The 26,779-nt window shown below is 42.2% G+C and carries 27 protein-coding genes and 1 riboswitch; of the genes, 7 read left to right on the forward strand and 20 right to left on the reverse strand.

Annotation, left to right across the window (positions count from 1 at the left end; all coding sequences use genetic code 11):
* Nucleotides 1-204: 204 nt before the first annotated feature.
* Together ACH0QE_RS08980 and ACH0QE_RS08985 are read right to left on the reverse strand one after the other, a co-directional pair.
* A complete protein-coding gene (locus ACH0QE_RS08980; RefSeq protein WP_415800361.1) occupies nt 205-588 on the reverse strand; it encodes a hypothetical protein in 384 nt (127 codons plus the stop codon).
* Between the two features lies 1 nt (nt 589).
* On the reverse strand, nt 590-1,156 hold the full coding sequence (locus ACH0QE_RS08985; RefSeq protein ID WP_415800362.1) for a TVP38/TMEM64 family protein: 567 nt from the start codon (nt 1,154-1,156) through the stop codon (nt 590-592).
* A 104-nt stretch (nt 1,157-1,260) separates the two neighbouring features.
* On the opposite strand from ACH0QE_RS08985, the gene ACH0QE_RS08990 reads away from it, so the two are divergent.
* On the forward strand, nt 1,261-1,515 hold the full coding sequence (locus ACH0QE_RS08990; RefSeq protein WP_415800363.1) for a hypothetical protein: 255 nt from the start codon (nt 1,261-1,263) through the stop codon (nt 1,513-1,515).
* A gap of 236 nt (nt 1,516-1,751) precedes the next feature.
* Here ACH0QE_RS08990 and ACH0QE_RS08995 read toward each other — a convergent pair whose 3' ends face one another.
* From ACH0QE_RS08995 to ACH0QE_RS09025, 7 genes are all read right to left on the reverse strand, one after another.
* Complete coding sequence (locus ACH0QE_RS08995) at nt 1,752-2,045, reverse strand: hypothetical protein (RefSeq protein WP_415800364.1); 294 nt, start codon at nt 2,043-2,045, stop codon at nt 1,752-1,754.
* 42 nt (nt 2,046-2,087) lie between these two features.
* A complete protein-coding gene (locus ACH0QE_RS09000; protein WP_415800365.1) occupies nt 2,088-2,975 on the reverse strand; it encodes a helix-turn-helix domain-containing protein in 888 nt (295 codons plus the stop codon).
* Between the two features lie 260 nt (nt 2,976-3,235).
* Complete coding sequence (locus ACH0QE_RS09005; protein WP_415800366.1) at nt 3,236-4,492, reverse strand: Ger(x)C family spore germination protein; 1,257 nt, start codon at nt 4,490-4,492, stop codon at nt 3,236-3,238.
* Complete coding sequence (locus tag ACH0QE_RS09010) at nt 4,476-5,576, reverse strand: GerAB/ArcD/ProY family transporter (RefSeq protein ID WP_415800367.1); 1,101 nt, start codon at nt 5,574-5,576, stop codon at nt 4,476-4,478. Before ACH0QE_RS09010 ends, ACH0QE_RS09005 begins: the two co-directional genes overlap by 17 nt.
* A 3-nt stretch (nt 5,577-5,579) precedes the next feature.
* The gene (locus ACH0QE_RS09015; protein ID WP_415800368.1) at nt 5,580-7,124 is read right to left on the reverse strand and encodes a spore germination protein; all 1,545 of its coding nucleotides are present in this window, start codon (nt 7,122-7,124) and stop codon (nt 5,580-5,582) included.
* Between the two features lie 120 nt (nt 7,125-7,244).
* Nucleotides 7,245-7,829 carry a DedA family protein gene (locus ACH0QE_RS09020; RefSeq protein WP_415800369.1) on the reverse strand — a complete coding sequence of 195 codons (585 nt, stop codon included), beginning with the start codon at nt 7,827-7,829 and terminating at the stop codon, nt 7,245-7,247.
* Nucleotides 7,830-7,947: 118 nt separating this feature from the next.
* Nucleotides 7,948-8,151 (reverse strand): hypothetical protein, encoded by a 204-nt coding sequence (locus ACH0QE_RS09025; RefSeq protein WP_415800370.1) that lies wholly within the window; start codon nt 8,149-8,151, stop codon nt 7,948-7,950.
* A 209-nt stretch (nt 8,152-8,360) separates the two neighbouring features.
* On the opposite strand from ACH0QE_RS09025, the gene ACH0QE_RS09030 reads away from it, so the two are divergent.
* On the forward strand, nt 8,361-9,353 hold the full coding sequence (locus ACH0QE_RS09030) for a potassium channel family protein (RefSeq protein WP_415800371.1): 993 nt from the start codon (nt 8,361-8,363) through the stop codon (nt 9,351-9,353).
* On the opposite strand, the gene ACH0QE_RS09035 is transcribed toward ACH0QE_RS09030, so the two are convergent.
* From ACH0QE_RS09035 to ACH0QE_RS09055, 5 genes are all read right to left on the reverse strand, one after another.
* Nucleotides 9,350-9,754 (reverse strand): YugN-like family protein, encoded by a 405-nt coding sequence (locus ACH0QE_RS09035; protein WP_415800372.1) that lies wholly within the window; start codon nt 9,752-9,754, stop codon nt 9,350-9,352. The genes ACH0QE_RS09030 and ACH0QE_RS09035 overlap by 4 nt on opposite strands.
* Before the next feature lie 549 nt (nt 9,755-10,303).
* On the reverse strand, nt 10,304-11,653 hold the full coding sequence (locus ACH0QE_RS09040; protein WP_415800373.1) for a glucose-6-phosphate isomerase: 1,350 nt from the start codon (nt 11,651-11,653) through the stop codon (nt 10,304-10,306).
* A 263-nt stretch (nt 11,654-11,916) separates the two neighbouring features.
* Nucleotides 11,917-12,603, reverse strand: a complete 687-nt coding sequence (locus ACH0QE_RS09045) for a class D sortase (RefSeq protein ID WP_415800374.1) — start codon at nt 12,601-12,603, stop codon at nt 11,917-11,919.
* A gap of 57 nt (nt 12,604-12,660) precedes the next feature.
* Nucleotides 12,661-14,100, reverse strand: a complete 1,440-nt coding sequence (locus tag ACH0QE_RS09050; RefSeq protein WP_415800375.1) for an LPXTG cell wall anchor domain-containing protein — start codon at nt 14,098-14,100, stop codon at nt 12,661-12,663.
* A 139-nt stretch (nt 14,101-14,239) separates the two neighbouring features.
* Nucleotides 14,240-14,331: riboswitch (cyclic di-GMP riboswitch) on the reverse strand.
* Between the two features lie 255 nt (nt 14,332-14,586).
* Nucleotides 14,587-15,750, reverse strand: a complete 1,164-nt coding sequence (locus tag ACH0QE_RS09055) for an iron-containing alcohol dehydrogenase (protein WP_415800376.1) — start codon at nt 15,748-15,750, stop codon at nt 14,587-14,589.
* A 201-nt stretch (nt 15,751-15,951) separates the two neighbouring features.
* Here ACH0QE_RS09055 and ACH0QE_RS09060 point away from each other — a divergent pair, with 201 nt between their 5' ends.
* Nucleotides 15,952-16,185: a DUF378 domain-containing protein gene (locus tag ACH0QE_RS09060; RefSeq protein ID WP_023626663.1), complete on the forward strand. Its 234-nt coding sequence runs from the start codon at nt 15,952-15,954 to the stop codon at nt 16,183-16,185.
* Nucleotides 16,186-16,250: 65 nt separating this feature from the next.
* Here ACH0QE_RS09060 and ACH0QE_RS09065 read toward each other — a convergent pair whose 3' ends face one another.
* The 4 genes from ACH0QE_RS09065 to ACH0QE_RS09080 all read right to left on the reverse strand — a co-directional run bounded on the left by ACH0QE_RS09065 (nt 16,251) and on the right by ACH0QE_RS09080 (nt 21,095).
* Nucleotides 16,251-17,444: an ornithine--oxo-acid transaminase gene (locus tag ACH0QE_RS09065; protein WP_415800377.1), complete on the reverse strand. Its 1,194-nt coding sequence runs from the start codon at nt 17,442-17,444 to the stop codon at nt 16,251-16,253.
* Between the two features lie 865 nt (nt 17,445-18,309).
* The gene (gene yugI, locus ACH0QE_RS09070) at nt 18,310-18,705 is read right to left on the reverse strand and encodes a S1 domain-containing post-transcriptional regulator GSP13 (RefSeq protein ID WP_041967157.1); all 396 of its coding nucleotides are present in this window, start codon (nt 18,703-18,705) and stop codon (nt 18,310-18,312) included.
* Nucleotides 18,706-18,826: 121 nt separating this feature from the next.
* Nucleotides 18,827-20,545 carry a hypothetical protein gene (locus ACH0QE_RS09075; protein ID WP_415800378.1) on the reverse strand — a complete coding sequence of 573 codons (1,719 nt, stop codon included), beginning with the start codon at nt 20,543-20,545 and terminating at the stop codon, nt 18,827-18,829.
* A complete protein-coding gene (locus ACH0QE_RS09080) occupies nt 20,538-21,095 on the reverse strand; it encodes an RNA polymerase sigma factor (RefSeq protein ID WP_415800379.1) in 558 nt (185 codons plus the stop codon). Before ACH0QE_RS09080 ends, ACH0QE_RS09075 begins: the two co-directional genes overlap by 8 nt.
* 269 nt (nt 21,096-21,364) lie before the next feature.
* Between ACH0QE_RS09080 and ACH0QE_RS09085 the strand changes: the two genes are divergently transcribed.
* The 3 genes from ACH0QE_RS09085 to ACH0QE_RS09095 all read left to right on the forward strand — a co-directional run bounded on the left by ACH0QE_RS09085 (nt 21,365) and on the right by ACH0QE_RS09095 (nt 24,205).
* Complete coding sequence (locus tag ACH0QE_RS09085) at nt 21,365-22,708, forward strand: sodium-dependent transporter (RefSeq protein WP_415800380.1); 1,344 nt, start codon at nt 21,365-21,367, stop codon at nt 22,706-22,708.
* A gap of 93 nt (nt 22,709-22,801) precedes the next feature.
* Complete coding sequence (locus ACH0QE_RS09090; RefSeq protein WP_415800382.1) at nt 22,802-23,047, forward strand: helix-turn-helix domain-containing protein; 246 nt, start codon at nt 22,802-22,804, stop codon at nt 23,045-23,047.
* Between the two features lie 303 nt (nt 23,048-23,350).
* Nucleotides 23,351-24,205 carry an alpha/beta fold hydrolase gene (locus ACH0QE_RS09095; protein WP_415800383.1) on the forward strand — a complete coding sequence of 285 codons (855 nt, stop codon included), beginning with the start codon at nt 23,351-23,353 and terminating at the stop codon, nt 24,203-24,205.
* A 34-nt stretch (nt 24,206-24,239) separates the two neighbouring features.
* Here ACH0QE_RS09095 and ACH0QE_RS09100 read toward each other — a convergent pair whose 3' ends face one another.
* Nucleotides 24,240-24,500, reverse strand: coding sequence for a DUF1871 family protein (locus tag ACH0QE_RS09100; protein WP_415800385.1), 261 nt, complete (start codon nt 24,498-24,500; stop codon nt 24,240-24,242).
* A gap of 85 nt (nt 24,501-24,585) precedes the next feature.
* Between ACH0QE_RS09100 and ACH0QE_RS09105 the strand changes: the two genes are divergently transcribed.
* Nucleotides 24,586-25,755, forward strand: a complete 1,170-nt coding sequence (locus ACH0QE_RS09105; RefSeq protein WP_415800386.1) for a MalY/PatB family protein — start codon at nt 24,586-24,588, stop codon at nt 25,753-25,755.
* Nucleotides 25,756-25,806: 51 nt separating this feature from the next.
* On the opposite strand, the gene ACH0QE_RS09110 is transcribed toward ACH0QE_RS09105, so the two are convergent.
* Nucleotides 25,807-26,256 carry a hypothetical protein gene (locus ACH0QE_RS09110; RefSeq protein ID WP_415800387.1) on the reverse strand — a complete coding sequence of 150 codons (450 nt, stop codon included), beginning with the start codon at nt 26,254-26,256 and terminating at the stop codon, nt 25,807-25,809.
* Between the last annotated feature and the right edge of the window lie 523 nt (nt 26,257-26,779).

The following is a 26,779-nucleotide window of genomic DNA, read 5'->3' on the forward strand; positions in this document are numbered from 1 at the left end:
AACAGCAACCATTTTGCCTTGGCTGCTGTTTCATGCTTATTCTTTGCCAAAAAAGGTATTTGGATAAGGGGGATTGGCGTATCCGTTCCTGCTTAACCATGGAATGTAACTCACTGGGTTCACACTGATTGCATACTTGAAAAAAAGCTATTTTATCAAGTGTCTTGCCCTTGTCCGTACTTTTCACAAGGCCAAGCGGATTTTTCAGGTCTGAGCCCTCTGCTGGATGGCCACTTGCAAAAAAGCCATCTTCAACAGCCTGAAATCCCATGTATTCATGGTTTTCGTCAGTCGTTTCCAGCCATTCACCGTTTTAAATATTTTCAAACCATGGTGGGAGGCGACATATAAACCCTCATCATTTCCCGGGTAACCAATTCCATGTACATGTTCAATTTTTTGAGGCTCTGCTTTTATGATAAAGTCTGTCTCTGATTCTGCCTTAGGTATTTTTGGCTGCTCATTTTTCGAATTGTTTTCTTCAGTAGCTGACTTTTCCTGCTCTTTGCCTTCTTGACCTGAGCATCCGGTTAATACGAGCAAGACAGCTGCAAGGAAAGTGGTAAATACTAATCTAAATTTAATCATCTTACTTCCTCCGTTTTTTTCTCTTTGTTGTCCAATAATAATAGGAAATCCCAGCCACCGCCACGAATATTGCTGCAGCAAGCTGATATTCGGTTTCCCAGCCAAGTACAGTATGAACGGAGTATGCCTCAATAAAGAGGGCCGGGATTTTACCAATTGTACTTGAAACAGTAAAAGTCCATGTTCCCATTCTGCTGTATGAAGCAGCCAGGGTGACGAGCCCGGATGGAGCGAACGGAAAAAGTCTTAATAAAATGACAAGCACGAAAGCCTCTATGCCATCTGTCTGCTTAAGCATGTCCAGCAATTTTATTGATCTTGCAGAATCGATTTTGTCGCTCAGCTTTTTAAGTCCTTTCCGATACAGAATAAAACTTATGACCGCTCCTAACGCTTCGCCGAGAATGGAAAGTACGAGTCCCCAGGAAAATCCGAAATAAACGATGTTTGCAGCTGTCACAAAAGCACTCGGAATAATACCTGCTATGGCGATCACTATGCTGACTGCAAGGCTAATGATAATGGCAAGCCAAACCGGCTGGCCATATAAGGTTTCTAATAATGACATATGCCAGCCTCCAGTTAAATTTCATAACTTTGTCACTGTTTCTGCTTAGTTTTTGCAAACTGTCCCGATAAGATTTATGTATACCTGAAAGGAGCTGACCAGACATGAAGAAACTAACGTTAAGTTTTTTAGGCGCAGCATTGATACTTGGTGCAAGTACTGCTGCCTTCGCAGAAGAAGGGACAGAAGGTAAAGGTACTTTTAATTTTGGACAAATGAAGCCTTTAATCGAAGAGATGCACCCAGACTTGTCCGATGAACAGGTTAAGCAAATGTACAATAACTGCCACGGAACAAACGGTGCCATGCCGAGCAAAAACTTCAATATGATGGATAGCAATCACATGAATAACCTGTAATAACAACAACAGCATTTCATTCTATGTGATGTTAACTACTAACAAGAGAGGTTCTGGAAAAAGTCCAGAGCCTTTTTCTATGTACTTGATCTATTTTAGCTTAAGATGTTGCAGAAAACATGAAGAAAGAGAATTGAAAACTTCATAGAGTCATCCACAACTCAATAACTGTATAAATTCCTTAACCATTAAAAAACAACCTGACCAAAACGGACCAGGCTGTCTCAAAAAGTTCCTTAAATTATTACTTCATTATAATCATGCTGTGACGGCAGATCAGCTATGGTTGTACCGCTTTGTGAGTGCTGTGAAGGCAGGTCAGCTATGATTGTGCCGCTTTGCGAGTGCTGTGATGGCAGGTCAGCTATGGTTGTGCCGCTTTGTGAGTGCTGTGATGGCAGGTCAGCTATGGTTGTGCCGCTTTGCGAGTGCTGTGATGGCAGATCGGCCAGGTTCCTGTCCGCAGAATTCAAACCGATAACACCAGCAAAAAACGCCGCAAAAAGGGTTAACATCAATGTTTTCTTCATTTTAAACCTCCTCTGCCTAGGTCGATCGTTCATAAAAAACAATCAGCAATATTTCAATAATTTTCCCATTTCATTCGTTACTAAACTGGCAAACTTCTCATTATTCTGCAGCTTGAAAATCATGATCGCTTTTTCAAGATATTCCTTGCCTTTGTTTTCTTTACCCAATTTAATATAATTCATGCCTGTTTGGTAATAAAGTTCTCCAAATAAATACATATTTTCTTCGTATATACAATTGTCGATTCCTTTACTGCAGTAGATGAGGGATTCTTCATATCTCTCAAGCTTTGACAGTGCCTGGGCAAGGCCGTAGAGAATCCTTAGCCAGATCCTTGAATCCAGGACTTGAGGCAGCCCTGTCAGCTCGTTCAGGGCATTCTGAAAAAGTTCGACAGCCTTGTTCAGGTTCCCGCTATCTTTTTCAATGATGGCCATACTGGTCAAAATCTCAATTTCGCGCTCTGACATTCCAGCCTGTTCCTGATGGGTCATGTCCAATGCCTGACCAAGCAGGCTGATTGATTTCTGTCTGTCTCCTTCAAGGTAGTAGGTGCAAATCCCTTGATGCCATACCAAAAATTGATTGAAGGATGTATGTTTGAACAGCGGATTATCCTGCTCATTCTGAATTATTTCATGAATAGCCGCATAATCCCGCTCTCTTTTATATTTTTTGATTAATTCTGTGACAGCGATTGCGTAATTGTATGTATCAGTGGAAGCAATATCGAAAAAATGGTAAAGCTCTACTTCAAGCTTTGATGCCATCTTGAATAATTGATCAATTGTTGGATATTTCTCTTCTTTTTCAAATTGAATGATATCCACTTCAGAACATATACCTTCAGCCAACTGTGCCTCCGTCAATCCTTTAAAAACTCTTGAAGACCTAAGAATCTCTCCGAAGTTATACCCAACCAGGCTCATCCCTACACCCCATTTAAACGTAATTATGTATATATTATCATAGTGTTTGTAAAATTTAAAAATTTGTAGATGTGGGAGACCAGAATGACAATTGAACCATCGTTCATCGATAAGAAATGTAGTGCAATCCGATACACGCTAATGCTAAAAAAATGACAACAATAGATCCTATTTTATTTTTTTGCCGCCAGAGCGTTATTCCAAATAATACATAATACAGAATGATTAAAGCAATGGCGATCCACATAATTACTACCATTCTAATCCCTCACTTCTTCTAACTTTGGCAGTTTCGACTGGCGTCCAAATTCACCAAATCGAATGGAGACATTTACCTTCACTTTTGCATCAGGATATGTCTTCATCCAGTCAAATTCCCTGAATTCCTTTAGAGTTGCAAACTCTTTTCTCATAGGGATCGATAAATCAAATGTATCTCCTTTTAACTCCTGCTGGGTATACGAAATAAATTCCATGAATTTTTTTTCTATTGCAACAGTAAGAGACTTTTTAAGCTCTTTAACCTTTTCTCGGTTCTTTGCGTAATTGATCATGCTAGGGTCGCTGTATACTTCTATAAATAACGGAACATCTATTTCAATGGTCGGCCTGCCCTTCGCATGTATTAGCTTATATTTATTTTCTCTTTTTTGAGATACCCTTATGGACAGCTTATATCTTTCATCAAACGGATCTTTAAAGGCAGTCAGGATATCCTCGGTATTCCATGTATTGTCCAACAGACTTGATATCCTCGTCTCTTCCCCCGTTATTTTGCCGATCATCTTCCCTTCCTTGAAGACTGCGGAACCAATAAACTGGGCATTGTTCGTCGTACCCTCCACTTGAATTTCCCCGGCCAGCAAGTCATCATCTGTTGTTTGCGCTTCATCTTTCTCTATTTTTTCTGTGGTTGCGTAAATCGCCAGATATAAATCTGCATCGCTTTCCGTGACACGGAAAAATCCATTCAGGTCAGCTTCGGGAATCATGCCAGTTTCCTGGCCCCTTTCGATCATTAGTTCCAAAAATTTATGGGGTCTTGTTTCAATTTTGGGCTTATTATTTTTTATAAAATCAGCGGCATTTTCCCGTGAGACAATGAATTGTGCACTTCGCTTAATTTCCCGGTCCTTAGTTGCACTGTATATTATCCTGATAAAATCAGGATCCCTGGCTAATTCTTCTGAAACGATAAGAACCCGCAGAAGATCGTAGGATATTTCCTTCGCCACTACAGTATTTGCTGTATTACGCGATGAGATAAAATCATCAGCGACTATAGTCACGATTTCCTGCGGCGGCTCATTCGCTCCGCCTGCAGTTTGCTGAGAACCCACCTCCGGGTTTGCAATCAGATATGTTACTTTAACCTTTCCCTCTACATTATGTTTATCAAGTCCTATACCAATGACATATGCTTTCTCGTCCAGTTCCTTATGGTCCCAGCACCCTGACAGACTCAATGTAACTGCCGTCAGGAAGATCACTTTAATCATCTTAGAGTGAAGTTTCATTCTTAAAATCCCCCCGAATTTTTGCCACGATCCACATAAATGGCGGAAGAATCATGAAGGCTGGACTCAATAATACAAGTATTTTTTCCCTTACAGTATAGAGAGTGATGGATGGAGCGTCAGGTGATAATCCGATTAGCAAAATGATTGTCGCGATTAAAGGAATGAGATATTCAAACTCCTTAATCTTCAGAATCCCTCCAAGCAAGGTTGCAATTAGATATAGATAAAACGAAAAACGGATGAGAGTTGCGACCAGCCAAAAGGGGAAAAATAATGTTTCGACGTTTGCTAAAAAGCCTATTTGAATAAATCGGATGGTTTCATGAAAAGGATAGTTCAGCATTTCAGCAGTGGTGTAGTCGAATAAAACAACAAACGCCACAAGTGCCAGGCTCAGTTCCACTGTAATAAATCCCAGACCTATGAGCGTTCCTTTTTTCATATCCTTATATGATGAGATGAGTGGCATGATCAGTGCAAGGTAGAAAAAATCGACAAATATCGAAACATTTTTTACAGACGCTTTTGCCACTTCAAGAGGTCCTTCACCCCAGAACGGGAAAAGGTAGCCTAGTGTACCTTTTCTAAAAGTAAAAATCAGGGCAACGAACAAAGTGATCTTAATATATGGAAGCAAGAGCCAGGAAACGGTCCCAATCTGTTCTATCCCCCTCTTTGCTCCGTAAGCGCAAATAACCATCAAGATGATGTAAAGGATGATAGCTGGCGTTTTCGTAAAATACATCGAGCCAATAATGTCCACGTAGGTACCTGAGTCAGCAATGACTGCCGTTGTTCCACCGATTAACAGGCAAATAGATAGGAGAGTTCCAAAAAACCTGCCAAAAAGGTGCAGCAGAATTTCATGCAGGTTTTTTCCTTTATGTGCTGAATACACTTTTATTAACAAAATGATAGGAAAAAAAGATAAAATACCAATCAGCAAAATAGCCAGCCAGCCGGCATTTTTTGCATGTTCATAAATAATCGCAGGCGTATCGTCACTTAACTTGGCTCCAACGGTCAACGAGATAAGCGCGAAATATTCTTTTATGCCAATTTTCCCCTTATCCTGTCTCATCGCCTATTCTCCAGTAGTCTTTTTTTGTAAATCCGTCGTTTTTAAAAAACCAGGCCTTAACGTTTCATTTTTTGTTAACCTGCGAAAAATTGTATCCTTCGAGGACTTGTAATTCGGTGACATTGGCGCTAAATACGGTACGCCAAATGACTTAATCGAAACCATGTAGAATAGGCCTCCAACGAACACTGCAGTCATGCCGTAAATTCCCATCATCGCTGCACTCAGGATAAATAGAAAGCGAGTTAGCCTTACCGCGAAATTCAAACTTAGATCACTGACTGCAAACGAACTTAGTCCTCCGAGTGCAACAACAATAATTACAATCGGACTGATAATATTTGCTTCGACGGCTGCCTGTCCAAGGATTAGGGCTCCAACAATCCCGATTGTCGGTCCTATCGGACTGGGAACACGTAACCCTGCTTCCCTGATCAACTCGAATGCCAACTCCATGATCAATATTTCAATCACCGCGGGAAAAGGAACTTTTTCGCGAGATGCAGCAATTGCCAGCAGCAAGTCTGGCGGAATCATTTCAGCATGATATGTGGTGATAGCCACGTAAATAGCTGATGTAAAAATCGTGATGAAAAGGGCAGTCATTCTTAACGCTCTTGTAAAGTTCCCATAAAAAAACCTAAGATAGTGATCCTCAGGACTATGAAAAAAAGCCCAAAATGTTGCAGGGAGAACGAGACTATCGGGTGAATTATCCATTAATAAGACGATATAGCCATCTTCTAAAAAAGAGGCTGCCCTGTCAGGCCTCTCTGTTGAAAGAATGCTCGGAAATAATGAGTAATTCCGTTCCTCAATGTATTCCTCCAGCAGCGAAAGATTCTGGATCGAATTCACATCAAGACTGCCCAGTCTTTTTTTGATATTGTCGATCAATTTCTCATTAGCAAGCCCGCGAATATATAGGACAAAAACATCATTATGGGACCGTTGCGAGACTTCCACTGCTTCAACAATAAGGTTTTCGTTCCTGATTTTTTTTCTGAGTAATGATATATTCGCTACAGCCTTTTCATTGAACGCTTCCTTGGGCCCCTTGATGAGAATCTCACTTTCCGGCTTTTCAATCGCCCTGCTTTGAAAATCAGGACAATCCATAATATACGCCTTCGGTTCTCCATCCAGTATGAGGAGCGCATTACCTTTATTTATATCCTTGACTGCATCCTTGTATAAGGTGATTTCATGTACCATTTGGATAGCAACTATATCCTTCACCTTTTTATCAGAAGCAGTATTTTCCGTTAATGGCTTTAGGATATTTTCTTCGATACTCTTAACATCTGTGATCGTGCTAATAAACAATAAAGCTGCCTGCTTATTAAACCCTTCAAGGTACAATTCTCGCAATTTAATATCTTTATTATCAGGAATGCTGTAAAGTTGCTTTAATATCGATAGATTTTCCTGGAGATTCCTGCTGAATCCCTTTTCCTTAAGGTGTGCCTGCTCTCCCTCCAGCTTATCCACTGGGGGAGCCGTATTCCTCTGCTGTTTCGTGATCAGCCTGAGCATTTCCTTTAACATCGTGAACCTTCTCCCTGCCGCACGGAATATTTCTTCCTTATCTTAACTTTTACTAATCTGCTATGTTTTATGAGTTTTAAGCATGAAAAAACTCAGGAAAGTTCCTGAGTTCGTTTAATGTTATACTCTTTTACGTGCTGCCAGTAAATAAACAGCTCCAGCACCCAATGCAATGATGCTTACAGGTATTATAAAAGGTTGGGCCACTTCCTTGATGCCTGACCAGTTTTCACCGAGGACAATGCCGAGATAGAGGAAAAAAATTGTCCACGGAACCATCGCTGCTATTGTATACAGCGTGAATTTGAGCGCTGACATCCCGGCAATGCCCGCAGGAATCGAAATCGCATGCCTTACCACTGGGATGAATCTTGCCGAGAAAATCACACCAGCTCCATATTGCTTGAACCATTTTTCCGAAACGTCCAGGTGGTGCTGGTTGATCAGCAGGTACTTCCCGTATTTCTCCAGCATTGGGCGGCCGCCAAAATAACCAAGCCAATATAAGAATAACTGCGCGATGGTCCCGCCGATGGTTCCGGCAACCACTGCCCCCGCAAAACCAATGGTCCCTTCGGAAATCATATATCCCCCATATCCAAGGACGATTTCACTCGGGATGATCTCAAGCATCAATCCGAGAGCAATTCCTATGTACCCGAGACTGGCCAGCCAGTCCAAAACACTCGTAATAAATTCATGCATGTCCACCACTCCAATTCCTTGCACTCTTTTAAAAATATATTTATGAATGTCCAGGTTTATCTCTCTTTTAGACAAGAAAAAGAACCTACCGATTGGACAGGTTCTTTTAAAAGAAACGTCAGCAGCGCCAGCCGCCCTTGAATAATACCCTTAGTCCTATAAAAATAATAACAAAAGCGAAAAGTACGATGACAAGAACACCAATAATCCCAAAGATGCCTCCTGTCAAATTCAGCAGCATCGGTCCAAATCGCATTAGAACCCAGCCTGCGAGCATGCAAGCAACAAAAAGAAGCACATTGGATCCCCAGTTGAATGACATATTATAATCCCTCCTTTACTACTCAGAATATGTACGCCCCTGAATATGGTACGGGCTGATGAACTATTACGATGTTTTTTGTGTAAAAAAGAATACGCTCGACGAAAATAGAATTACATGAATTTTCCTAAGCCTGTTTTTGATTAAAGAAACAAGGGAAAAGTAATTATTGTTTTCATACATATATCAAAAAAAAGAGGAGGATTAGAATGACGAGTCATTTATACATGCGTTTTATCAAGCTGCCGATTCTGGCCAGAATCTTGATGATTGCCACTATGATGATTACTCTGTTCGGCGTAGTCATTCATTTTGTTGAACCGAAAAGCTTTCCAACAATCTTTGATGGGGTCTGGTGGGCAATCATCACTGCCTCAACAGTAGGGTTCGGAGATTACTATCCCGTTACTACATGGGGACGAATAACAGCAATACTTCTCCTGCTGATAGGTACAGGTTTTTTATCCTCGTATTTTATCCACCTATCAGCAGCAACTGTTACCAAACAAAATGCATATGCAGAGGGGAAAGTAGGCTTTAAAGGTAAAGATCAGATTATCATCATCGGGTGGAACGAGAGGTCTCGTTCGGTCATCAGGTCTCTCACAGAATCTAATGAATTAATCATATTGGTGGATGATTCATTGGGGTTTAATCCCATTGAGGATGACAATGTCCATTTCATCAGGGGACGTGCGAACAAGGATGAAACTTTGTTGAATGCCGGTATCTCAACAGCCAGGAAAGTGATTATTACATCAGACCAGAATCTAGATGAGCTGCAGGCCGATATGAATACAATCCTCACACTGCTCGCCATCAAAGGATTGAATCCGGACATTCGCTGCATCGCTGAAATCCAGACGAGCGAACAGATCAATAATGCCAGGAGGGCCGGAGCAGATGAACTGATACCCGCGAATGCTTTGACTAGCGCCGTACTGTTAAACAGCATCGCTTCTGCGGAAGTCGTAGATCCATTACTGGATTTACTAGGGGAATTAAACGGCAAACGTCTATCCTATATAGAGGTTGAAGCTTCTCTGATTGACAAGAGTTTTCAGGAGGCAAGCTTCTTTTTATTGAAAGAGCGAAATGTTATTTTGATTGGAAGAAAAAGAGGGGATGACGTCATCGTCAATCCCCAACATAATATTAAGATTAAATATGATGATCAACTTCTCGCCATTTCAAACGATTAATGCAATAACTCAGATTCTACTTCACGTACCAGCGCCTTTCCGACTTCAATGTACTTTTCAGGAAAACTCGCATCCTTGTCTACTGGTTCCTGGAACTGGTTAAAGGATGCGCTGGCATTCCCAATCTCCGCATGGTCATCAATACCCCGCTGATATTTATGCGCCAGCAGAAATGGGCGCTGCAATTGCACGGTGCAGCTTTTGGAATCAAGCTGGCCGTCAATTGCCTTAAATGGCAAACGCAAAAATTGATAACCAACCTCGTCATCTATTTTGTAATCGAACGCGCCATGGTCATAATCCCAGTTTCCTCCGATTGAATATCCCATCGGTTTCAGCAGCTGCTCCAGCTTAAATAGATCAAAATGTTTGCCCTCAAGCTCAGATTGTATCTCAATCATTGGTCGTTCCGCCTTTCCATTCATTTTCGCTTAGTTTTAACCAAAAGGGATATTTTAATGAGTGGCGAAAGCTAGACTCAGGTCGGAAACTGTATTGAGCTGGGTGATGACAGACACTTTCTTCGGTGATTTTGCTGTTTCTGTCCGTCATGGGCTTTGTGACGGAGAGTTTATCTAGTATTTTTGCTATTTGTGTCCGTCATGGACTTGATGACAGACAATTTCCCAGCGTTTTTGGCTGTTTCTGTCCGTCATAGGATTGGTGACGGACACTTTTTCTAGTGTCATTGCGTTTATTGGCGATAATTTATTTTTATTGGCGATTTTCATAACTTTATTGGCGAAATTTTATTTTTATTGGCGAAAAACGAGATTTATTGGCGAACTGGAAATTCCGCTTGTTTTTTTCCATTTGCCAAAAAAATATCAAGCACGATCCTCTTTAAAGACTCACCAATCAGGAAATCTGTCATGGAACTGATACCGGTATTCAATATAAAAAGGAGTACCCCGCCTCGATAATCCGATCGGGTACTCCTTTTTCATCTTTTATTTAAGTCGTTTTTCCAATTCTGCTTTCTTTTCTTCGAAGCCTGGTTTGCCGAGCAATGCGAACATGTTCACTTTATATGCTTCAACGCCTGGCTGGTCGAATGGATTGACGCCGAGCAGGTAGCCGCTCATTGCGCAGGCTTTTTCAAAGAAGTATACAAGGTAGCCAAATGTATACTCGTCAAGCTGCGGGATTGTCAAAACAAGGTTCGGTACGCCGCCATCGGTATGGGCAAGCATTGTTCCTTCGAATGCTTTGTTGTTGACGAAATCAACCGTCTTGCCAGCTAGATAGTTCAAACCGTCAAGATCACTTGCAGCTTCTTCTATTGTCATTTCATGGCGAGGGTTCTCGACCTTGATAATTGTTTCAAACAAGTCACGACGACCTTCCTGCACATATTGTCCAAGTGAGTGAAGGTCAGTCGAGAAGTTCGCTGAAGAAGGATAGATTCCCTTCTGGTCTTTTCCTTCACTTTCGCCGAATAGCTGCTTCCACCACTCAGAGAAGTACTGAAGGGATGGCTCATAGTTAATCAGCATTTCAATTGTTTTACCTTTGTTGTAAAGCGCGTTACGTACTGCAGCGTACTGGTAGGCAGGATTTTCTTCAAGCTCTGACTTTCCGAAATCCTCTGTTGCCTGTGCAGCGCCTTTCATCATGGCTTCGATATCTGAACCGCTGACAGCGATTGGCAGCAAGCCTACAGCCGTCAATACAGAATAACGTCCGCCAACATCATCAGGAATCACGAATGATTCATAGCCTTCTTCGTCAGCAAGAGTTTTCAATGCACCGCGTGCTTTATCCGTTGTGGCATAAATGCGTTTGCGGGCTTCTTCCACTCCATACTTCTCTTCAAGAAGCTTGCGGAAAATACGAAATGCGATTGCCGGCTCCGTCGTTGTTCCGGATTTTGAGATGACATTGATTGAGAAATCTTTTTCTTCTAAAAGATCCATTACATCTGTCATATAAGATGAGCTGATGTTGTTTCCAATAAAAATGATTTGCGGTGTCTTGCGCTTTTCTTTTGAAAGAGCGTTATAGAAGCTGTGCTGTAAAAATTCAAGCGCAGCACGTGCACCAAGATAAGAGCCACCAATTCCTACGACAAGCAATACATCAGAATCACTTTTGATCTTTTCCGCAGATTTCTGGATGCGTGCGAATTCTTCTTTATCATAGTCTACAGGCAGGTCAATCCAGCCTAAAAAGTCGCTGCCTGCACCAGTCTTTTCATGTAATGAATGATGGGCTACTTTTACAAAATCCCTTAAGTATGTAACTTCGTGTTCACCAAAAAAGCTTAGCGCCTTTGAGTAATCAAAACGAACATGTGTCATGTCTGATCCTCCATTATTTTATATTCTCTATCACTTTATCGAAATGAATCCCAATAATCAAGAAACACTCTCAGATGTAAGCGTGCCCAATTGTGAAATTTTAAGTAAACTTATTAAAAAGTTTTCTTCATCACGATTGGGCACCTCTATCATGACTGGAAAGTGATGAAACTGTCAGGAGTTAATTTCCATCTTTACACCAGATAGATCGTTTCTTGTTTTACCGCTTACCCTCTCATCAATGGCAAAAACACCACGAAAGTTTATGGCTTGATTTTCGCTTTGACAATCAGCCTGTGTGTTGCCGTATCAATTGGCGTGCATGTAATAAGTGTAAGCACCTTTTCATCCTGGCTGCCATTTAGTACGGAAGTTTCATGTGGCTCCACCACTAAAGTTTCGTACACTTCATATTGGTAGGTGTTTCCTTTATCCCTTACAGTCACAGTATCGCCTTTGCTTATTTCATCGAGCCTGTTAAACATACTTCCATAGGCTCGGTTTCGGTGGGCGGCAATGGCACTGTTCCCTGGCATTCCTGGAGCCGGCGTTCCTTCCAGCAGACCAGCTCCTTTATCCAAATTCGCATCCGAAGCACCATTTAATATCGGCAGCTTCAAGCCGATTTTATCGATCTCGATAACACCGACCATGCCAGGGGACGTTATCTGATTAGCTTCCGTTGAGTCAGACGCTGGTGATTCCTCCGACTCCTCTTTTTCAACTGGCGGTACTTCATCCACAATGCTCTCTGCCTGTGTTTCGATGCTGAATACTTCCTCAAGTTCCCTAAGACTTTCGGCAGCCACCTTATTTTCCTGACTGCTGCTGTCCTCCCATTTTTCAATCATTTTCTCCTGATTGTAGGAGGTGTAATAATCTTTCGCAGCTGGATAAAAGAAGATCGATAGACCAGAAAGAATCATTAATAACGACAATACTTTTCTCATTAACTTCACCTCATAAATAAAATAAAAGAGGGGAATCTCTTCCCCTCCAACTACAGTTTAGTTCTTCAATGGATCCCTGAACCTTAGCATGATTCCTCCTGCCGCAATCAGGAAGCCAATTACATAGAACATTGTCCTGCTGCTTTCACCAGTTTGAGGAAGGACCTCGCCGTTCCATACCTGTTCATTTGTTGTGCCATCAGATGTATTTCCCGATCCTGGATTATTTCCTGGTGCTGTCGTATCAGTATTCTCATCTGATTCCACCTCATCTGCTTCTTCCTCTACCATTTCACCTTCCATATCCCAGTTCAATTGTAGTGTGAGCACACCTTCGACAATTTCCAGTGACTCCATTTGCGAAAGCAGGATTAACTTGGTTTCACCATTGCTGGTAATCTCAATGCCACGAATCATTTCAAGTTTGATTTCATCCGTAAGAGTGAGGCTGAATAGTTCATTGACTCTTTCAAGCTCAATTCTCTTGCCGCTCATCATCAGCAATGTCACTTTTTCAATTTGACTTGGAGTCTCGTCTATCATGATTCTGATCATTGAAAGTATGTTCACCGTTTCATCAGTATTCTCTGAATCATCCGGTTCAGATGGTTCTTCTGCAGGAAGTTCACAATTATCCAGCCAATAATTAACTGAGCCTTCTGCTTCCACTCCTACTCTTACTTCACTGACTGGGACGACAAGCTCTTCACCTGTAGTGAAAATCAGTTTAAAAGCTGTAATATCATCCTTTATGAACTCACCATCATCAAAAGATTTATATAAAGGAGACGAACCCGGGTTTGTCATTTCCTCCCACTCACCATTAACCTGTACAAAGGCTGTGTCAACAGGATTCATACATTTGCCGATATGCAAGTGAATCTGCGTGCTTTTATTTTCATCTCCTGGTACGGTTCCATCATCAGCTGGTGTCGACTTATTTTCGCTTTCTTCCGCAGCATTATTTTCTTCTGCATCTTTATCTTCTTCTGATACATTATCTCCTTCTCTTGCACTATCTCCTTCTGATGCTTTATCTCCTTCTGATGCATTATCTCCTTCTGGTGCATCATTTTCTTCTGCATTAGTTTCATCTTGAGTATTAGTTTCCCCTGAAGTATTATTATCCTCTTCAGCAGCAATGTCTTCCTGATGGTCACTATTTTCAGATGCTTCAGGTTGATTTGTTGTTTCTTGTCCTGAGTTGCTTTCCCTTTGGCCAGCTGTTGTTTCAGTTTCTGAATCTTCCTCAGTGTTTGTTTCATTATCTGTAGAGGCTGCTTTTACATCGCCATTAGACTTTTCTTTTTGTTCCGTAGTTTTTGCGGCTGCTTCGCTACTTTTTTGAACCTGCTCATCTTGTTTACTAGTACTTTCTTGCTGGGAGTTTGTTTTTTGCTCATTATTTTCCGCAGCAAACGCTCCTGTCACCGGGAAAGTAATCATTAACAATAGCATGAATGCAACTAAGATGGATAAACGCTTTTTAATTTTCAAAATTTCTACCCCTTTTCGAATAAAATTGTGCACACTTAATAGACTGAATATTCAGTTATTTTAAAAGAGTTTCCGCCTCCTTTTTCATGTATTTCTCCTTTTTAATAGACAAAAACAACAGCCAGAATTTCTCTATTTTCATGGCAGCCGGGACAATCTTAGCTGGAAAGCTGCAGCCTTAGACCCCTTGCTTTGCGTCCCTGTCTTTCAACAGGTTTGCCCTGAACATGATTGGTGTTAATATGAATTCTTATGTAAATAATTCCTACTGCTCCATTGTCTTACATTTAGTGACTTACCACAGTTACCCAGTTACTTAAACATTTAGTCCTAGAAATATTATTGGTAAATTTTTCTTCACTTTCTTTTTCCACCCGAAAAGGATGATTATTTCAGTGCTAAGTTGCTCTTTTTTTAAAATTCCGTGAGATTTTTTGCCCATATAAAGACAAAGGACCCAGGGATATCCCTGGGTCCTTAAGCTCTTTATAACGACTTACGATAGATTTCCAGTACGTCGTCACGATTTAATTTTGCAAAGTTGCCAAACTCGCCATTGACCATTGCTTTGTCAGCCATTACTTCCAGCTTGCTGTCATCAATGTCATAATCAGCAAGTCTTGATGGTGCACCAATGCTGTTCCAGAATTCACGCAGCTTTTCGATTCCTTCCAAACCTGTTTCTTCGTCTGTCTTGCCTTCAGGATTCACGCCGAAAACTCTGACAGCCATTTTCTTGAAGCGTTCTGGTTTCACCTTAAGGTTATGCTTCATCCAGTTCGGGAACAAGATGGCCAGCCCGCCTCCGTGAGGGATATCATATACTGCTGATACAGCGTGCTCAATATTATGAGTAGCCCAATCGCCGCGGTAGCCCATATTAAGGATCCCATTCAACGCCATCGTTCCTGAGTAAAGAATCGTTGCACGATACTCGTAGTTCTCCAGGTCCTCAAGCAGTTTTGGAGCTGTTTCCATCACTGTTAAAAGCAAGGATTCGGCCATGCGGTCCTGGAATTCAGTGTTCTCGGTCAGATGGAAATAGTGCTCGAATACATGTGACATCATGTCAACAATGCCGTATATCGTTTGGTCTTTAGGAACTGTAAATGTATTTACCGGATCCAAAATTGAGAATTTAGGGAACGTCACCGGGCTGCCCCAGCCATATTTTTCATTCGTTTCCCAATTGGTGATGACAGAACCAGCATTCATCTCAGAACCTGTAGCGGCCAATGTCAATACAGTTCCAAATGGAAGTGCTTCTGATGCAAAAGCCTTCTTTGTGACAAGGTCCCATGCATCGCCATCGTATTTTGCTCCGGCTGCGATAGCTTTCGTGCAGTCGATTACACTGCCGCCTCCCACTGCGAGCAGGAATTCAATGCCTTCCTCCTTGCAGATTTTCACACCTTTATGAACAGTTGACAGACGAGGGTTCGGTTCAACACCCGGAAGTTCGAATACCTCAGCTCCGATTTCTTTTAAATAATTCATGACGGAATCATAAAGCCTATTTCGCTTTATGCTGCCCCCGCCGTACACGAGCAGAACCTTCTTGCCATACTGAGGGACCTCATTCTTTAATTCCTCAAGCTGACCTTTTCCAAAAATAAGTTTAGTTGGATTATAAAATGTAAAGTTATCCATTTTTATCACCTTCCTCAAGGCTAATTATGTTCCTTTTTAAAAAGCAATGCAAAAAATACACTTCTTAATGTTCTCCAATGTGCTCGAAAATGTTTCATTAATTTTTTAACGGCTAAAGATTTAATATGTTCAGGATGAATAATTCATCATCTGCTGAATCACTCTATAAAAGAACAAATTTATTTTAAGGAGGAAACACCCATGAGCGGTATTCAACGTGCAGCACTTGTTCTTACCATTATCGGGGCCATCAACTGGGGGTTAGTAGGATTCTTCCAATTCGATCTTGTTGCAGCAATTTTCGGCGGACAGGATTCAGCATTGGCTCGAATCATTTATGGCCTGGTTGGTCTTGCTGGTTTAATAAACATCGGTCTTCTTTTCGCACCAAGCGAAAGAGAGGAAAGAGCGGCAGAACCACGAGCAACTAGGTAATTAAAAATGTGCCTACATTGGCCCAAAATGAAAAACCCGCCATATTGAGGCGGGTTTTCTCATGTTTATGATAATACTTTCTTGATTCGCTCGATTGCCCAGTCCAGTTCTTCCTGGCTGATGACAAGAGGCGGTGCGAAGCGGATGACCGTATCATGCGTCTCTTTGCAAAGCAGTCCCTCTTCTTTCAGCTCCTCACAATACTTACGTGCAGGTTCCGTTAACTCAACGCCAATGAACAAACCGCGGCCGCGGATATCCTTGATCATGGAATTATCGATTTCACGTAGCTTGCTGATAAAGTATTCTCCAAGTTCAAGGGAGCGTTCTGCAAGCTTCTCGTCAATCAATACATCCAGGGATGCGATCGAAACAGCACAGGCCATTGGATTTCCACCGAAAGTAGATCCGTGTGAACCAGGGTTGAATACACCTAGTACATCATTGTCAGCAACAACACAGGAAATTGGGAATACTCCACCGCCAAGCGCCTTTCCAAGGATGTACATATCAGGCTGAATACCCTCCCATTCGCATGCAAACATTTTTCCAGACCTTGCGAGACCAGCCTGGATTTCATCAGCGATGAACAGGACATTATTTTCTTTACATACATCGTATGCAGCTTTCATGAACCCTTCTGGTGGAATCACGATTCCTGCTTCACCCTGGATCGGTTCGATTAAGAATGCTGCAGTGTTAGGAGTGATCGCTTCCTTCAGCGCATCAAGGTCGCCGTAAGGGATCAGTTTGATTCCTGGCAGCATCGGGCCGAAGCCGCGTTTGTATTCCTCTTCAGATGATAATGAGACAGCCGTCATTGTGCGGCCATGGAAGTTGCCGATACAAGCGATGATTTCAGCCTGGTTGTCCGCAACACCTTTAACATCATATGCCCAGCGGCGAGCAGCTTTAATAGCCGTTTCAACCGCTTCAGCTCCAGTGTTCATCGGCAAAGCCATTTCTTTATTCGTCATCTTGCAAATCTTTTCATACCATGGTCCCAGCTGGTCATTGTGGAATGCTCTTGAAGTAAGAGTCACCCGGTCAGCCTGGTCTTTAAGCGCCTGGATGATCTTAGGATGGCGGTGCCCCTGGTTGACAGCTGAATACGCACTCAGCATGTCCATATATTTGTTGCCTTCAGGATCCTCTACCCAAACTCCCTCTGCCTTCGAAATAACGATTGGCAGTGGATGATAGTTATTCGCACCATACTTTTGAGTCTGCTCGATCAAAGAACTAGTTTTTGTTGCCATGAACCTTCCTCCGTTCCAATGAAAAAATTGGTTAGACAATCATATTGTAACCTGTAAACTCTTTCATTTTAACCCCCTAAAAAAGATTGGGGGCAGCTTTTTCCACGGAACTTGTCTGCAGCATCTATAAGTTCTGACAGCTTTTCTTGGTTTTCTCCTGGACTCATGTTCTGACAACTTTTCATGATTTTCTTTGAAACTTGTCCGAAGTTTGCTCATGTTCTGACAGCTTTTCATGCTTTTCCCTGAAACCTGTCCGAAGTGGCCTCATGTTCTGACAGCTTTTCATGATTTTCCCTGAAACTTGTCCGAAGTTAACTCAAGTTCTGACAGCTTTTCATGACTTCCCCTGAAACTTGTCCGAAGTTAACTCAAGTTCTGACAGCTTTTCATGCTTGTCCCTGAAACCTGTCCGAAGTTGCCTCATGTTCTGACAGCTTTTCATGACTTCGCCTGAAACTTGTCCGAAGTTGCCTCATGTTCTGACAGCTTTTCATGCTTGTCCCTGAAACCTGTCCGAAGTTGGCTCATGTTCTGACAGCTTTTCATGATCTTCCCTGAAACCTGTCCGAAGTTGCCTTATGTTCTGACAGCTTTTCCTGATTGCCGTTAAAACCTGTCCGAAGTTGGCTCTAGTTCTGACAGCTTTTCATGACTTCGTCTGAAACCTGTCCAAAGTTGCCTCATGTTCTGACAGCTTTTCATGACTTCGCCTGAAACTTATCCAATGTTGCCTCATGTTCTGACAGCTTTTCATGACTTCCCCTGAAACCTATCTGAAGGGACCTCGGGCTCGTATAGCAAATGCACCTTCAATTTCCAGGCACAAAAAAACCGGACGAAAGTGTCCGGTTTGCTTTAAAACTTATTTCTTAGCCATATCTGACTGGTTGATCCACTCTTGAAGCTTATCCTTCAAAGTGTTGAAGCCTTGAGCTGAGTCATCCTGGTGCTGAACTACAGCAGCTGGACGCTTGGCGCCACGTGGCTTCTTAGCGCGTTGTGGTTGTTCTGGTGCTTCTTCAGTAGCACGGATTGATAAGCCAATTTTTCCAGCAGCTTCATCAATTGACAAAACTTTCACTTTCACTTCGTCGCCAACTGTAAGGTGCTCGTTAACATCCTTAACATAACCGTGTGTGATTTCTGAAATGTGCACTAGACCTTGTGTATTTTCATCTAATGCTACGAAAGCGCCGTATGGCTGGATTCCTGTAACTTTTCCTGTTAAAACGCTGCCTACTTGAATATTTTCTGACATGGAAACACTCCTAAATATTGTTTTATTTTATCCCATTAATACGCAATTAAAAATTATATCATATTCTGTAGCATTTATCAAAAGGAATAAGATAATTCTATTTTGATGTTTCCATATCAGCTTATTGGAATGGCAAATACTGGACTTTCCAGAAACCGTCCTCCTGGACCATCTGGAAGACTAGTGAATCAGCACCTTCTGTAAAGTGTAGTTGTATACCCACGATCTTGTCTGGGTCATCTTCAGCATAATACAATGTTGCGAACTGATATCCTCTAAGTAAATTGCCTAGTCCGTCTTGATCCCCTTGATCTTCTTGATCTTCTTGCTCTTTTACAAATTGCTCTAAGGATGGCAATGCTTCATTTTGGCTGTAGAGTGCATACATTGTTTCATGATCCCCTTCTTTATCAGCGTGTAAATAAAGCTGCATGATTTCAAAAGGACCGTAATGTTTGAGTATATTCCAGTTCTTCTTGGCCGCAAACTCCTTATAGCTGGACAGGAGAGCATCGTGTAAAGGAAAAATATTCGAAAAAACATCTTCATTCTTAAGATTGCCGGGAGCAACCAAATACAATGGAAAACTGACTGTCTGCTCATCAAAATCATCAAAACCACTAGGTTTCTGGAAATTATTCTCTGCTAGCCTTCCATAAAAAGATTTAATCGCTTTCCCGGTATCAGTGTCTGGATATACCTTGATAATGTCTTGATAAGCTTCCTTTACCTCAGGCTTCAACATATTATGCTCATCAAAAATGCGGCTTGGAATCCGGCCAAGTACAAATGCTGCGTAATATGACCTTGCCTCACCTTTGATATATTCTTTAATCATCTCATGCTTGAGCGAAAGGTAAGTTTTTTCATAGTTAACAAGCAATTCACCCAGTTCTTTATATGAGCGGACATTCCCGCCATCATCGTGGATTTTCACATCCTGCATTTCCATGTATGTTAAAAAGTCAGGATGTACGCTATCTTCCACCTGTTCAGCCACCCATGGATAATTGATTGCAGCCTTAATTGTTTCATTTTCATTGGCTTGAAAATAATATCCATTTGCCTTTGCTCCGAGTGCAATTGCCCTCAATAGTTCATTTTCTATTCCATTACCGCCGCCATTTAATTTTGCAGCAAGATCTGCAGCACTCATTTTCTCCAGTTCTTTATCAAACACACGCAGGACGACTGGGTGCCAGTATACTGACTGGTAATACTCAAGCTGCTTCAGCAACTGCATTTCAAGCTCCATATCCGCATATCGACTTCTTCTGTCCTCATTCTTCAGGCTTTCAATACTTTCTGACGGCAAAGTAAATACACCATCAATCATACTTATTAATTCATTCGTCATTTGGTTTAACTCATCCTGGTTGTATTCTATTAAGTTAGCCAGAGTATTCTTTTTTGCTCCTTCTATTTCTTCGAGCAAGCCGCGAGCTAACGTACTTTCATCCGCTATCCCATTCACACCGATTTTCTTTTCAGTTTCTGTCCTCTTTTTATAAAAATGCTTTTCAACCTTTTCGAACTGTTCTTCTACTTCGTTTGCATCTACCTCCCCAGTCTTCACCTGTTCGCCTGAAGGCTGGTGTTGAGATGGCTGATTTGTAGAAAGTCCATTTCCACCAATATATTGCATCATCAAAACCCCTGCGATCATCCCGACTCCAATAAAACTTGCAGCGTAAGGCAAGTGAAACCATTTATTTTGCTTCTTTTTCTTTTGATCCTTTTTGATCGCCGCAAGGATCGCTGAACGATTCTCATCTTCCGGCATGTCATCGTAGGCTTCTTTCAAGCTGTCCAGACGTTTTTCCAATAACTGATCATCCATGGTTTTCACCCTCCTTCTTTTCGGCTAGAGTGAGCAGTTTCTTCAAATGTTCCTTCCCTCTTGACATCCGTGTCTTTACATTTGCCGGCGATGCCCCCGTAATTTCCGAGATTTCGTCGTAGCTTTTATCGTGAAAATAAAAGAGGACAATTGGTATGCGATATTTCTCATCAAGTTTTTGGATGCACTCATGCAAAGTCCGGTCTTCCTCATAACGAAGAATGCTTTCCTCGGCAGTTTTCCCATCGTATGAGCGTTCCTTGCCGATCTTCAGTACTTTCTTGATCTGCCTTTGTTTACTGCGGGCAAAATCCCTCGTCACATTTAGAGTGATTTTATAGAGCCAGGTTGTGATTTTAGCATGTGAAAATTGGTCGAGGAAGCGGTATACCCTGACGAACACTTCCTGGGTGATATCATCTATATCGTCATATTTGTTCCCAAGCTGGAAGGCAAAGCGCTTGACGGTTGGAGTATGGATATCGATCAACTCCGCGAAAGCCTGCATACTGCCGTTCCGGGCCCGGAACACTAAATCATCATCATTCATTTTGGATCCCCCAAACTGATTCCTTATCTTTTGTTCCTTTTAACGGAAACGGCAGCGGCCGCTTTCGTTTCCGTTTCTTTAAGCGATAATCACTTTATCTATAAAACGGCACGTTTTTGTTTTTGTTTCAAAAAAATAACAAAAAGCTTAATATTTGTTTTAAGCCTGAAAATGCTATGCTTTTACCTTAAAAAATAGTAACATGAAAAGGTATTTTTTTATTTTGTCAGAAAATATTAATATTCAGATTTTTTAAAAGGAGTTTTCTTATGAAACAGCACGAACAATGGACTTCAAAGCTCGGGTTCATCCTGGCTGCAGCGGGATCAGCCATTGGGCTCGGGGCAATCTGGAAATTCCCCTATATGGCAGGTACAAATGGAGGCGGCATTTTTCTTATCTTCTTCTTACTGATGACTATTTTCATAGGCGCACCTATTTTGCTGGCTGAATTCATCATTGGCCGCAACAGCCAAAAGGACGCCGTGATGTCTTATAAACATCTGGCCCCGAAAAGCGCATGGCCTTTGCTTGGATATGGCGGCGTCATTGCCTCATTCCTGATTCTGTCTTTCTACAGTGCAGTTGGCGGCTGGATCCTTTCCTACCTGGCGCGAAGCTTCACAGGATCACTTTCAGGATTAACCCAGGCGGAATACGGTGCAACATTTGAAAGCATCATATCTAATCCTATTGAGGCAGTGGTAGTACAGCTTTTATTCCTGATTCTAACCATTTGGGTCGTACAGGGCGGCATCCAGCAGGGCATTGAAAAAGCGAGCAAATACATGATGCCTGCTCTGTTCATCCTATTTATTATCCTGGTTATCAGATCTTTAACACTAGATGGAGCGATGGCCGGGGTCGAATTTTTCCTGAAGCCTGATTGGTCAGCTGTTACAGGTCAAACCATTTTGATGGCACTGGGGCAGTCCTTTTTTGCACTAAGTGTCGGACTTTCAGTGATGGTGACTTATGCCTCTTATTTGTCCAAGGGGGAGAGCCTGGCGAAATCGGCGTTTTCAGTCGTCGGGTTGAATATTCTCATCTCGCTGCTCGCCGGCCTTGTTATTTTCCCGGCTGTATTCGCGCTTGGTTTTGAGCCGGAAGCAGGACCTGGACTTGTTTTCGTTGTACTGCCAGCCGTTTTTAATGAACTGGCATTTGGCGGGTTATTCCTGACGATTTTCTTGGTTTTGCTGCTTTTCGCGACATTGACATCCGCGTTTTCAATTCTCGAGATCATCGTTGCCGTACTATCCAAAGGAGACAAAGCTAAGCGGAAAAAGTTTTCCTGGATCGCTGGCTTGCTTGTTTTTGCTGCAGGAATTCCGAATGCCCTGTCATTCGGTGTTTTATCAGACGTGAAAATTTTTGGAAAAACCTTCTTTGACCTCGCCGACTTCCTGACGAGCAATATCGCCTTGCCGCTGGGAGCCTTCTTCATCGCCATATTCGTCGGGTATGTACTGCCCAGGAAAATGGTCAGACGTGAAATGGATCAGGGCACTGAGGGCAATCCGTTATTATTCAATATTTGGTACTTCTCCATCCGCTACATCGTACCAATAGGTATCGGCATTGTGTTTCTGCAATCGATTGGTATAATCTAAAGTTAAGAAAACGTTCATATTATTGTCGATATTTTCAAAAATTTAATGATAAACTTATAGTAAGAGATATTTAAATTTTGGAGGTGATGAGCGATGACTGCAATTGGACAGAATATCAAGATGTGCCGTGAACGAGTTGGAATTTCCCAGGAGGAGCTCGCTTTAAAAATCAGGGTAGGTACGCGGACGATCCAAAGATACGAAAGCGGCGAGCATACACCTAAATTGCAGACGATTTTAAAGATCTCGACAGCACTCGATGTCCCTGCGTCAGAGTTAATGGGAGAAATTTATTACGCTGCACCGCCAGAACTCGACCAAAGACCAAGCAGCTTGTAACCTGAATAATCATCATACACCTTAGCAGGCAGACTTTTCTGCCTGTTTTATTTTTTTATATACAGACTTAGCAACATCCTTTTTCGTTAAAAATTTTGAAAATTAATGTATACTATTCTGCCAATCTGGCTATGCTAGTCCCATAAGGCTTTCTAGTATTCCCCCCTTTTTTAATGGACACCAGTATTGGTGTCCATATTTTTTTTGGGTTTAAGGTCAATTTTTTGTGTGAACTTGGATTTTACGGGGAAAATAAATGGCATACCTTGCCTAATTTGCTAATAATGTCAGGAGTGAATGCCGATGGAATTCGCCAGAAATAAAACCGTAAGAGGAATCGATCTTTACTATGAGCACTACCAGAACCCAGAGCCGAAGGAAACACTGGTTTTACTTCATGGTTTTCTTTCCTCAACTTTCAGCTTCAGGCATTTGGTCCCCCTGTTAAAAGAGGATTATAACGTCATTTCCGTGGACCTTCCTCCTTTTGGGAAAAGCGGCAAGATTTCGAGCTTTAAATATTCCTATGAAAACCTTGCCGCAACAGTTGTTGAATTGATGAAATCCCTTGGCATACGTGAGTTTAATGTCGTTGGACATTCAATGGGCGGCCAAATTGCCATGAACATTCTGCTGCACCATCCGGAATATGCGAAAAAAGGAATTCTGCTTTGCAGTTCAGGATATTTGAAAAAGGCAAAGCTTCCGCTTGTACTTTCTAGCTACATCCCGTATTTCCATCTCTATGTAAAGTTCCACCTGGCACGCTCAGGGGTGAAACAGAACTTGCAAAACGTCGTCTATGACCATTCAATGATCAATGATGAAATGCTGTATGGCTATCTCTCTCCATTTTTAGAGGATGATATTTTCAAAGCCTTGACGATGATGATCCGCCACCGCGAGGGCGATCTTTCAGCTGAAGAACTGCGAAAAATAGAAGCACCATGCCTGCTGATCTGGGGAGAACACGATAAAGTCGTCCCCGTCCGTATCGGTAGAAAGTTGAATAAGGATTTGAAGAATTCTGAGCTGGTCATTTTAAAGGAAACTGGCCACCTTGTCCCAGAGGAACGCCCTGAAGATGTCCATCAGCTGATCAACAGGTTCATGGCAGCGGAGGAAACAGCAGAAGCAACAGCAAACGGCAGCCTTTGATGGCTGCCGTTTCTGCTAGTGTGTTGTGTGCAGTTTATAAGGAACAAACATCTTCGTTCTTGATGGCCAGCAAGGTGTTTGCTATTGAAAGACACTCTTCGTATGGCAAAACTTGTTCAAACGAAAATTCAAATACAGACTGGATCCTGCGGGCGATTTTATCTGCTTCGTCGTAATCGTGGACAGCTTGGAGAATATCCGCGATTTCCGGGTCAAATTCTCCTTCTCCAACTTTGAAAGGGTCCCATTTATTTAAAACATCAATCAATTTATAGCTAAGTTCTTTAGATTCCAAATTCAATCACCTGATTATTTTTTAAAAATATCTTATCATAAAGCTAGTGAGAGATAAATTTTTCAGGAAAAGGCGGTGCGTACATATGGAAAGAATAGATTTTGACAAAGTAGTGGACCGAAACAAATCGCATTCAGTAAAATGGGATGCGATTGACAAGGTTTTTGGCAAAGATGATGTCCTGCCAATGTGGGTAGCCGATATGGACTTCCATCCTCCGCAGGCAGTTACCGATGCGCTGAAAGACAGGATTGATCACGGAATCTTCGGCTATACCTTCGTTCCAATGTCAGTGACAGAAGCGATCCAGGACTGGATGAAAAAACGCCATGACTGCGAATTCAAGAAATCGTCAATCGTTTTTAGCGAAGGCGTCGTCCCTTCCATCAGCACCGCAATTCGTGCTTATACAGAAAAAGGCGATAAGGTACTTGTTCATTCTCCTGTATACACACCATTTTTCAACATGGTCAAAAATAATGAACGAACACTCGTCACGTCCAACCTGCTATATGAAAATGGGCGATTTGAGCTCGATTATGCAGACTTTGAAGCAAAGTTGGAAGAAGGAGTCAAGATGTTCATCCTCTGTAACCCGCATAATCCGGGCGGCAGGGTATGGACGAGAGATGAGCTGGAAAAACTCGGCGACCTGTGCGTGAAGCATGACTGCCTGATCGTTTCAGATGAAATCCACTCCGATCTAGTGTTCAAGCCGAATGTCCATATACCCATCGCTTCAATCAAAGAAGAGTTCAGGGAAATCACGACTACATTCGTTGCGCCAAGCAAAACCTTCAACCTTGCTGGCCTGCAGGCATCCGCTGCATTGATTCCCAACAAGGAGTTGAAGGCCAAATTCAAGGAAATCCATGATCAGCAAGGCTTCTTCACATTGAATGCCTTCGCGATCGCAGGAATGGAGGCAGCCTATCGCGGCGGTGAGGAATGGCTTAATCAACTTTTAGCTTACCTGGATGAAAATATGAAAATAGCTACAGACTTTATGGCAGAACACCTGCCTGCACTCAAGCCGATGAAAGCAGATGCCACTTACCTTTTGTGGATTGACTGCCGCGAACTTGGTTTGAGTGACGAGGAGATAAAGGATACGCTGCTCAATAAAGGCAAGCTTGGACTTGAACCAGGAACAAAGTACGGTGAAGGCGGAGAAGGCTTTGTACGGATGAATCTCGCCTGCCCGCGCGAAACCTTGAATGAAGGACTGGAAAGATTGAAGCTGGCATTCAGTTAGACTTTTAGAAAGCAAAAATGGAGGCTCCCCATTTAGGGCAGGCTCCATTTTTTATGCGCTCACTTCCAGCGCTTCGTAATATGGCTCTAAGGAATATCCGATGATCGTATCCATGAATGGATGGAGGTTTTGCGGAATCTGCTTTCGTGCATAGTCCCAGGCATTCTCTTCAATCTTCAGGGCAATTCCCTTTCGCGTGAAGTCATGATTGGTTCCATCCATCTGCTGAATTAACTCCGCAAGTTCACAGTCTTCAGCATGCCCAATTTCATGAGCAAAAACAACAGCAAGATAATCATCAAAATAATCTAGTGATGAAAAGAGCTGGAGGCATTGAGCCTTGATCTCTTCAATATATAAAGTAATCGTATGAGTACCGAAATTATATTTCCCGCCCGCAAACCGGTCTCCAGGGAAAAAATCCTCAAGTTCAACCTGGACACTGCTGCCAGATTGGACAAGAATGGTTTCGACAATATTCTCTATCTGTAAGTTCTTCAATTTATACCCCTACTCTTGATTTTAGAATATAAATTGTATTATAACGCTTTTGTAAAATAATGAAAACATGACTTTTACCCCGGTTTTTAATGAGTTAAACCTTTTTGGAACATAATAATTGTCCGATTCCTGAAAAGAGAGAATAATCCCCTTGAATTTGGTGCCTGATTCCGCGAAAAGGGAGAATAATCCCGCAAAACGATGCCTGATTCCGCGAAAAGAGAGAGGAATCCCGCGAAATCGGTGCTTAATTCCACGAAAAGAGAGAGGAATCCCGCGAAATCAGTGCTTGATTCCACGAAAAACATACGGATTTCCCCGAAATTCTATCATAATTCCGTGAACTGGAAATTCCGCGTGTTTTTTTCCAGTCAAAAGCAGTCCAGAACAAAAAGCGCAAGCGCCTCGTTCAGCCCTGACAAGCGCTGGAGGGCCGACCGGTGAAGTCGTTCTTTGACTTCATTGGGCGGACCGAAGCGACTCGAGGGGCTAGGCGCTGGAGCTGGATTAAGATAACTTCATG

This window comes from Mesobacillus sp. (assembly GCF_047739415.1).
Lineage (GTDB): Bacteria > Bacillota > Bacilli > Bacillales > Cytobacillaceae > Mesobacillus.

Excerpts from the sequence above, each read along its gene's own strand:
- ACH0QE_RS08980 (WP_415800361.1), bottom strand. The coding sequence starts at position 588 with ATGATTAAATTTAGATTAGTATTTACCACTTTCCTTGCAGCTGTCTTG.
- ACH0QE_RS08985 (WP_415800362.1), bottom strand. The coding sequence starts at position 1,156 with ATGTCATTATTAGAAACCTTATATGGCCAGCCGGTTTGGCTTGCCATT.
- ACH0QE_RS08990 (WP_415800363.1), top strand. The coding sequence starts at position 1,261 with ATGAAGAAACTAACGTTAAGTTTTTTAGGCGCAGCATTGATACTTGGT.
- ACH0QE_RS08995 (WP_415800364.1), bottom strand. The coding sequence starts at position 2,045 with ATGAAGAAAACATTGATGTTAACCCTTTTTGCGGCGTTTTTTGCTGGT.
- ACH0QE_RS09000 (WP_415800365.1), bottom strand. The coding sequence starts at position 2,975 with ATGAGCCTGGTTGGGTATAACTTCGGAGAGATTCTTAGGTCTTCAAGA.
- ACH0QE_RS09005 (WP_415800366.1), bottom strand. The coding sequence starts at position 4,492 with ATGAAACTTCACTCTAAGATGATTAAAGTGATCTTCCTGACGGCAGTT.
- ACH0QE_RS09010 (WP_415800367.1), bottom strand. The coding sequence starts at position 5,576 with ATGAGACAGGATAAGGGGAAAATTGGCATAAAAGAATATTTCGCGCTT.
- ACH0QE_RS09015 (WP_415800368.1), bottom strand. The coding sequence starts at position 7,124 with ATGTTAAAGGAAATGCTCAGGCTGATCACGAAACAGCAGAGGAATACG.
- ACH0QE_RS09020 (WP_415800369.1), bottom strand. The coding sequence starts at position 7,829 with ATGCATGAATTTATTACGAGTGTTTTGGACTGGCTGGCCAGTCTCGGG.
- ACH0QE_RS09025 (WP_415800370.1), bottom strand. The coding sequence starts at position 8,151 with ATGTCATTCAACTGGGGATCCAATGTGCTTCTTTTTGTTGCTTGCATG.
- ACH0QE_RS09030 (WP_415800371.1), top strand. The coding sequence starts at position 8,361 with ATGACGAGTCATTTATACATGCGTTTTATCAAGCTGCCGATTCTGGCC.
- ACH0QE_RS09035 (WP_415800372.1), bottom strand. The coding sequence starts at position 9,754 with ATGATTGAGATACAATCTGAGCTTGAGGGCAAACATTTTGATCTATTT.
- ACH0QE_RS09040 (WP_415800373.1), bottom strand. The coding sequence starts at position 11,653 with ATGACACATGTTCGTTTTGATTACTCAAAGGCGCTAAGCTTTTTTGGT.
- ACH0QE_RS09045 (WP_415800374.1), bottom strand. The coding sequence starts at position 12,603 with ATGAGAAAAGTATTGTCGTTATTAATGATTCTTTCTGGTCTATCGATC.
- ACH0QE_RS09055 (WP_415800376.1), bottom strand. The coding sequence starts at position 15,750 with ATGGATAACTTTACATTTTATAATCCAACTAAACTTATTTTTGGAAAA.
- ACH0QE_RS09060 (WP_023626663.1), top strand. The coding sequence starts at position 15,952 with ATGAGCGGTATTCAACGTGCAGCACTTGTTCTTACCATTATCGGGGCC.
- ACH0QE_RS09065 (WP_415800377.1), bottom strand. The coding sequence starts at position 17,444 with ATGGCAACAAAAACTAGTTCTTTGATCGAGCAGACTCAAAAGTATGGT.
- yugI (WP_041967157.1), bottom strand. The coding sequence starts at position 18,705 with ATGTCAGAAAATATTCAAGTAGGCAGCGTTTTAACAGGAAAAGTTACA.
- ACH0QE_RS09075 (WP_415800378.1), bottom strand. The coding sequence starts at position 20,545 with ATGGATGATCAGTTATTGGAAAAACGTCTGGACAGCTTGAAAGAAGCC.
- ACH0QE_RS09080 (WP_415800379.1), bottom strand. The coding sequence starts at position 21,095 with ATGAATGATGATGATTTAGTGTTCCGGGCCCGGAACGGCAGTATGCAG.
- ACH0QE_RS09085 (WP_415800380.1), top strand. The coding sequence starts at position 21,365 with ATGAAACAGCACGAACAATGGACTTCAAAGCTCGGGTTCATCCTGGCT.
- ACH0QE_RS09090 (WP_415800382.1), top strand. The coding sequence starts at position 22,802 with ATGACTGCAATTGGACAGAATATCAAGATGTGCCGTGAACGAGTTGGA.
- ACH0QE_RS09095 (WP_415800383.1), top strand. The coding sequence starts at position 23,351 with ATGGAATTCGCCAGAAATAAAACCGTAAGAGGAATCGATCTTTACTAT.
- ACH0QE_RS09105 (WP_415800386.1), top strand. The coding sequence starts at position 24,586 with ATGGAAAGAATAGATTTTGACAAAGTAGTGGACCGAAACAAATCGCAT.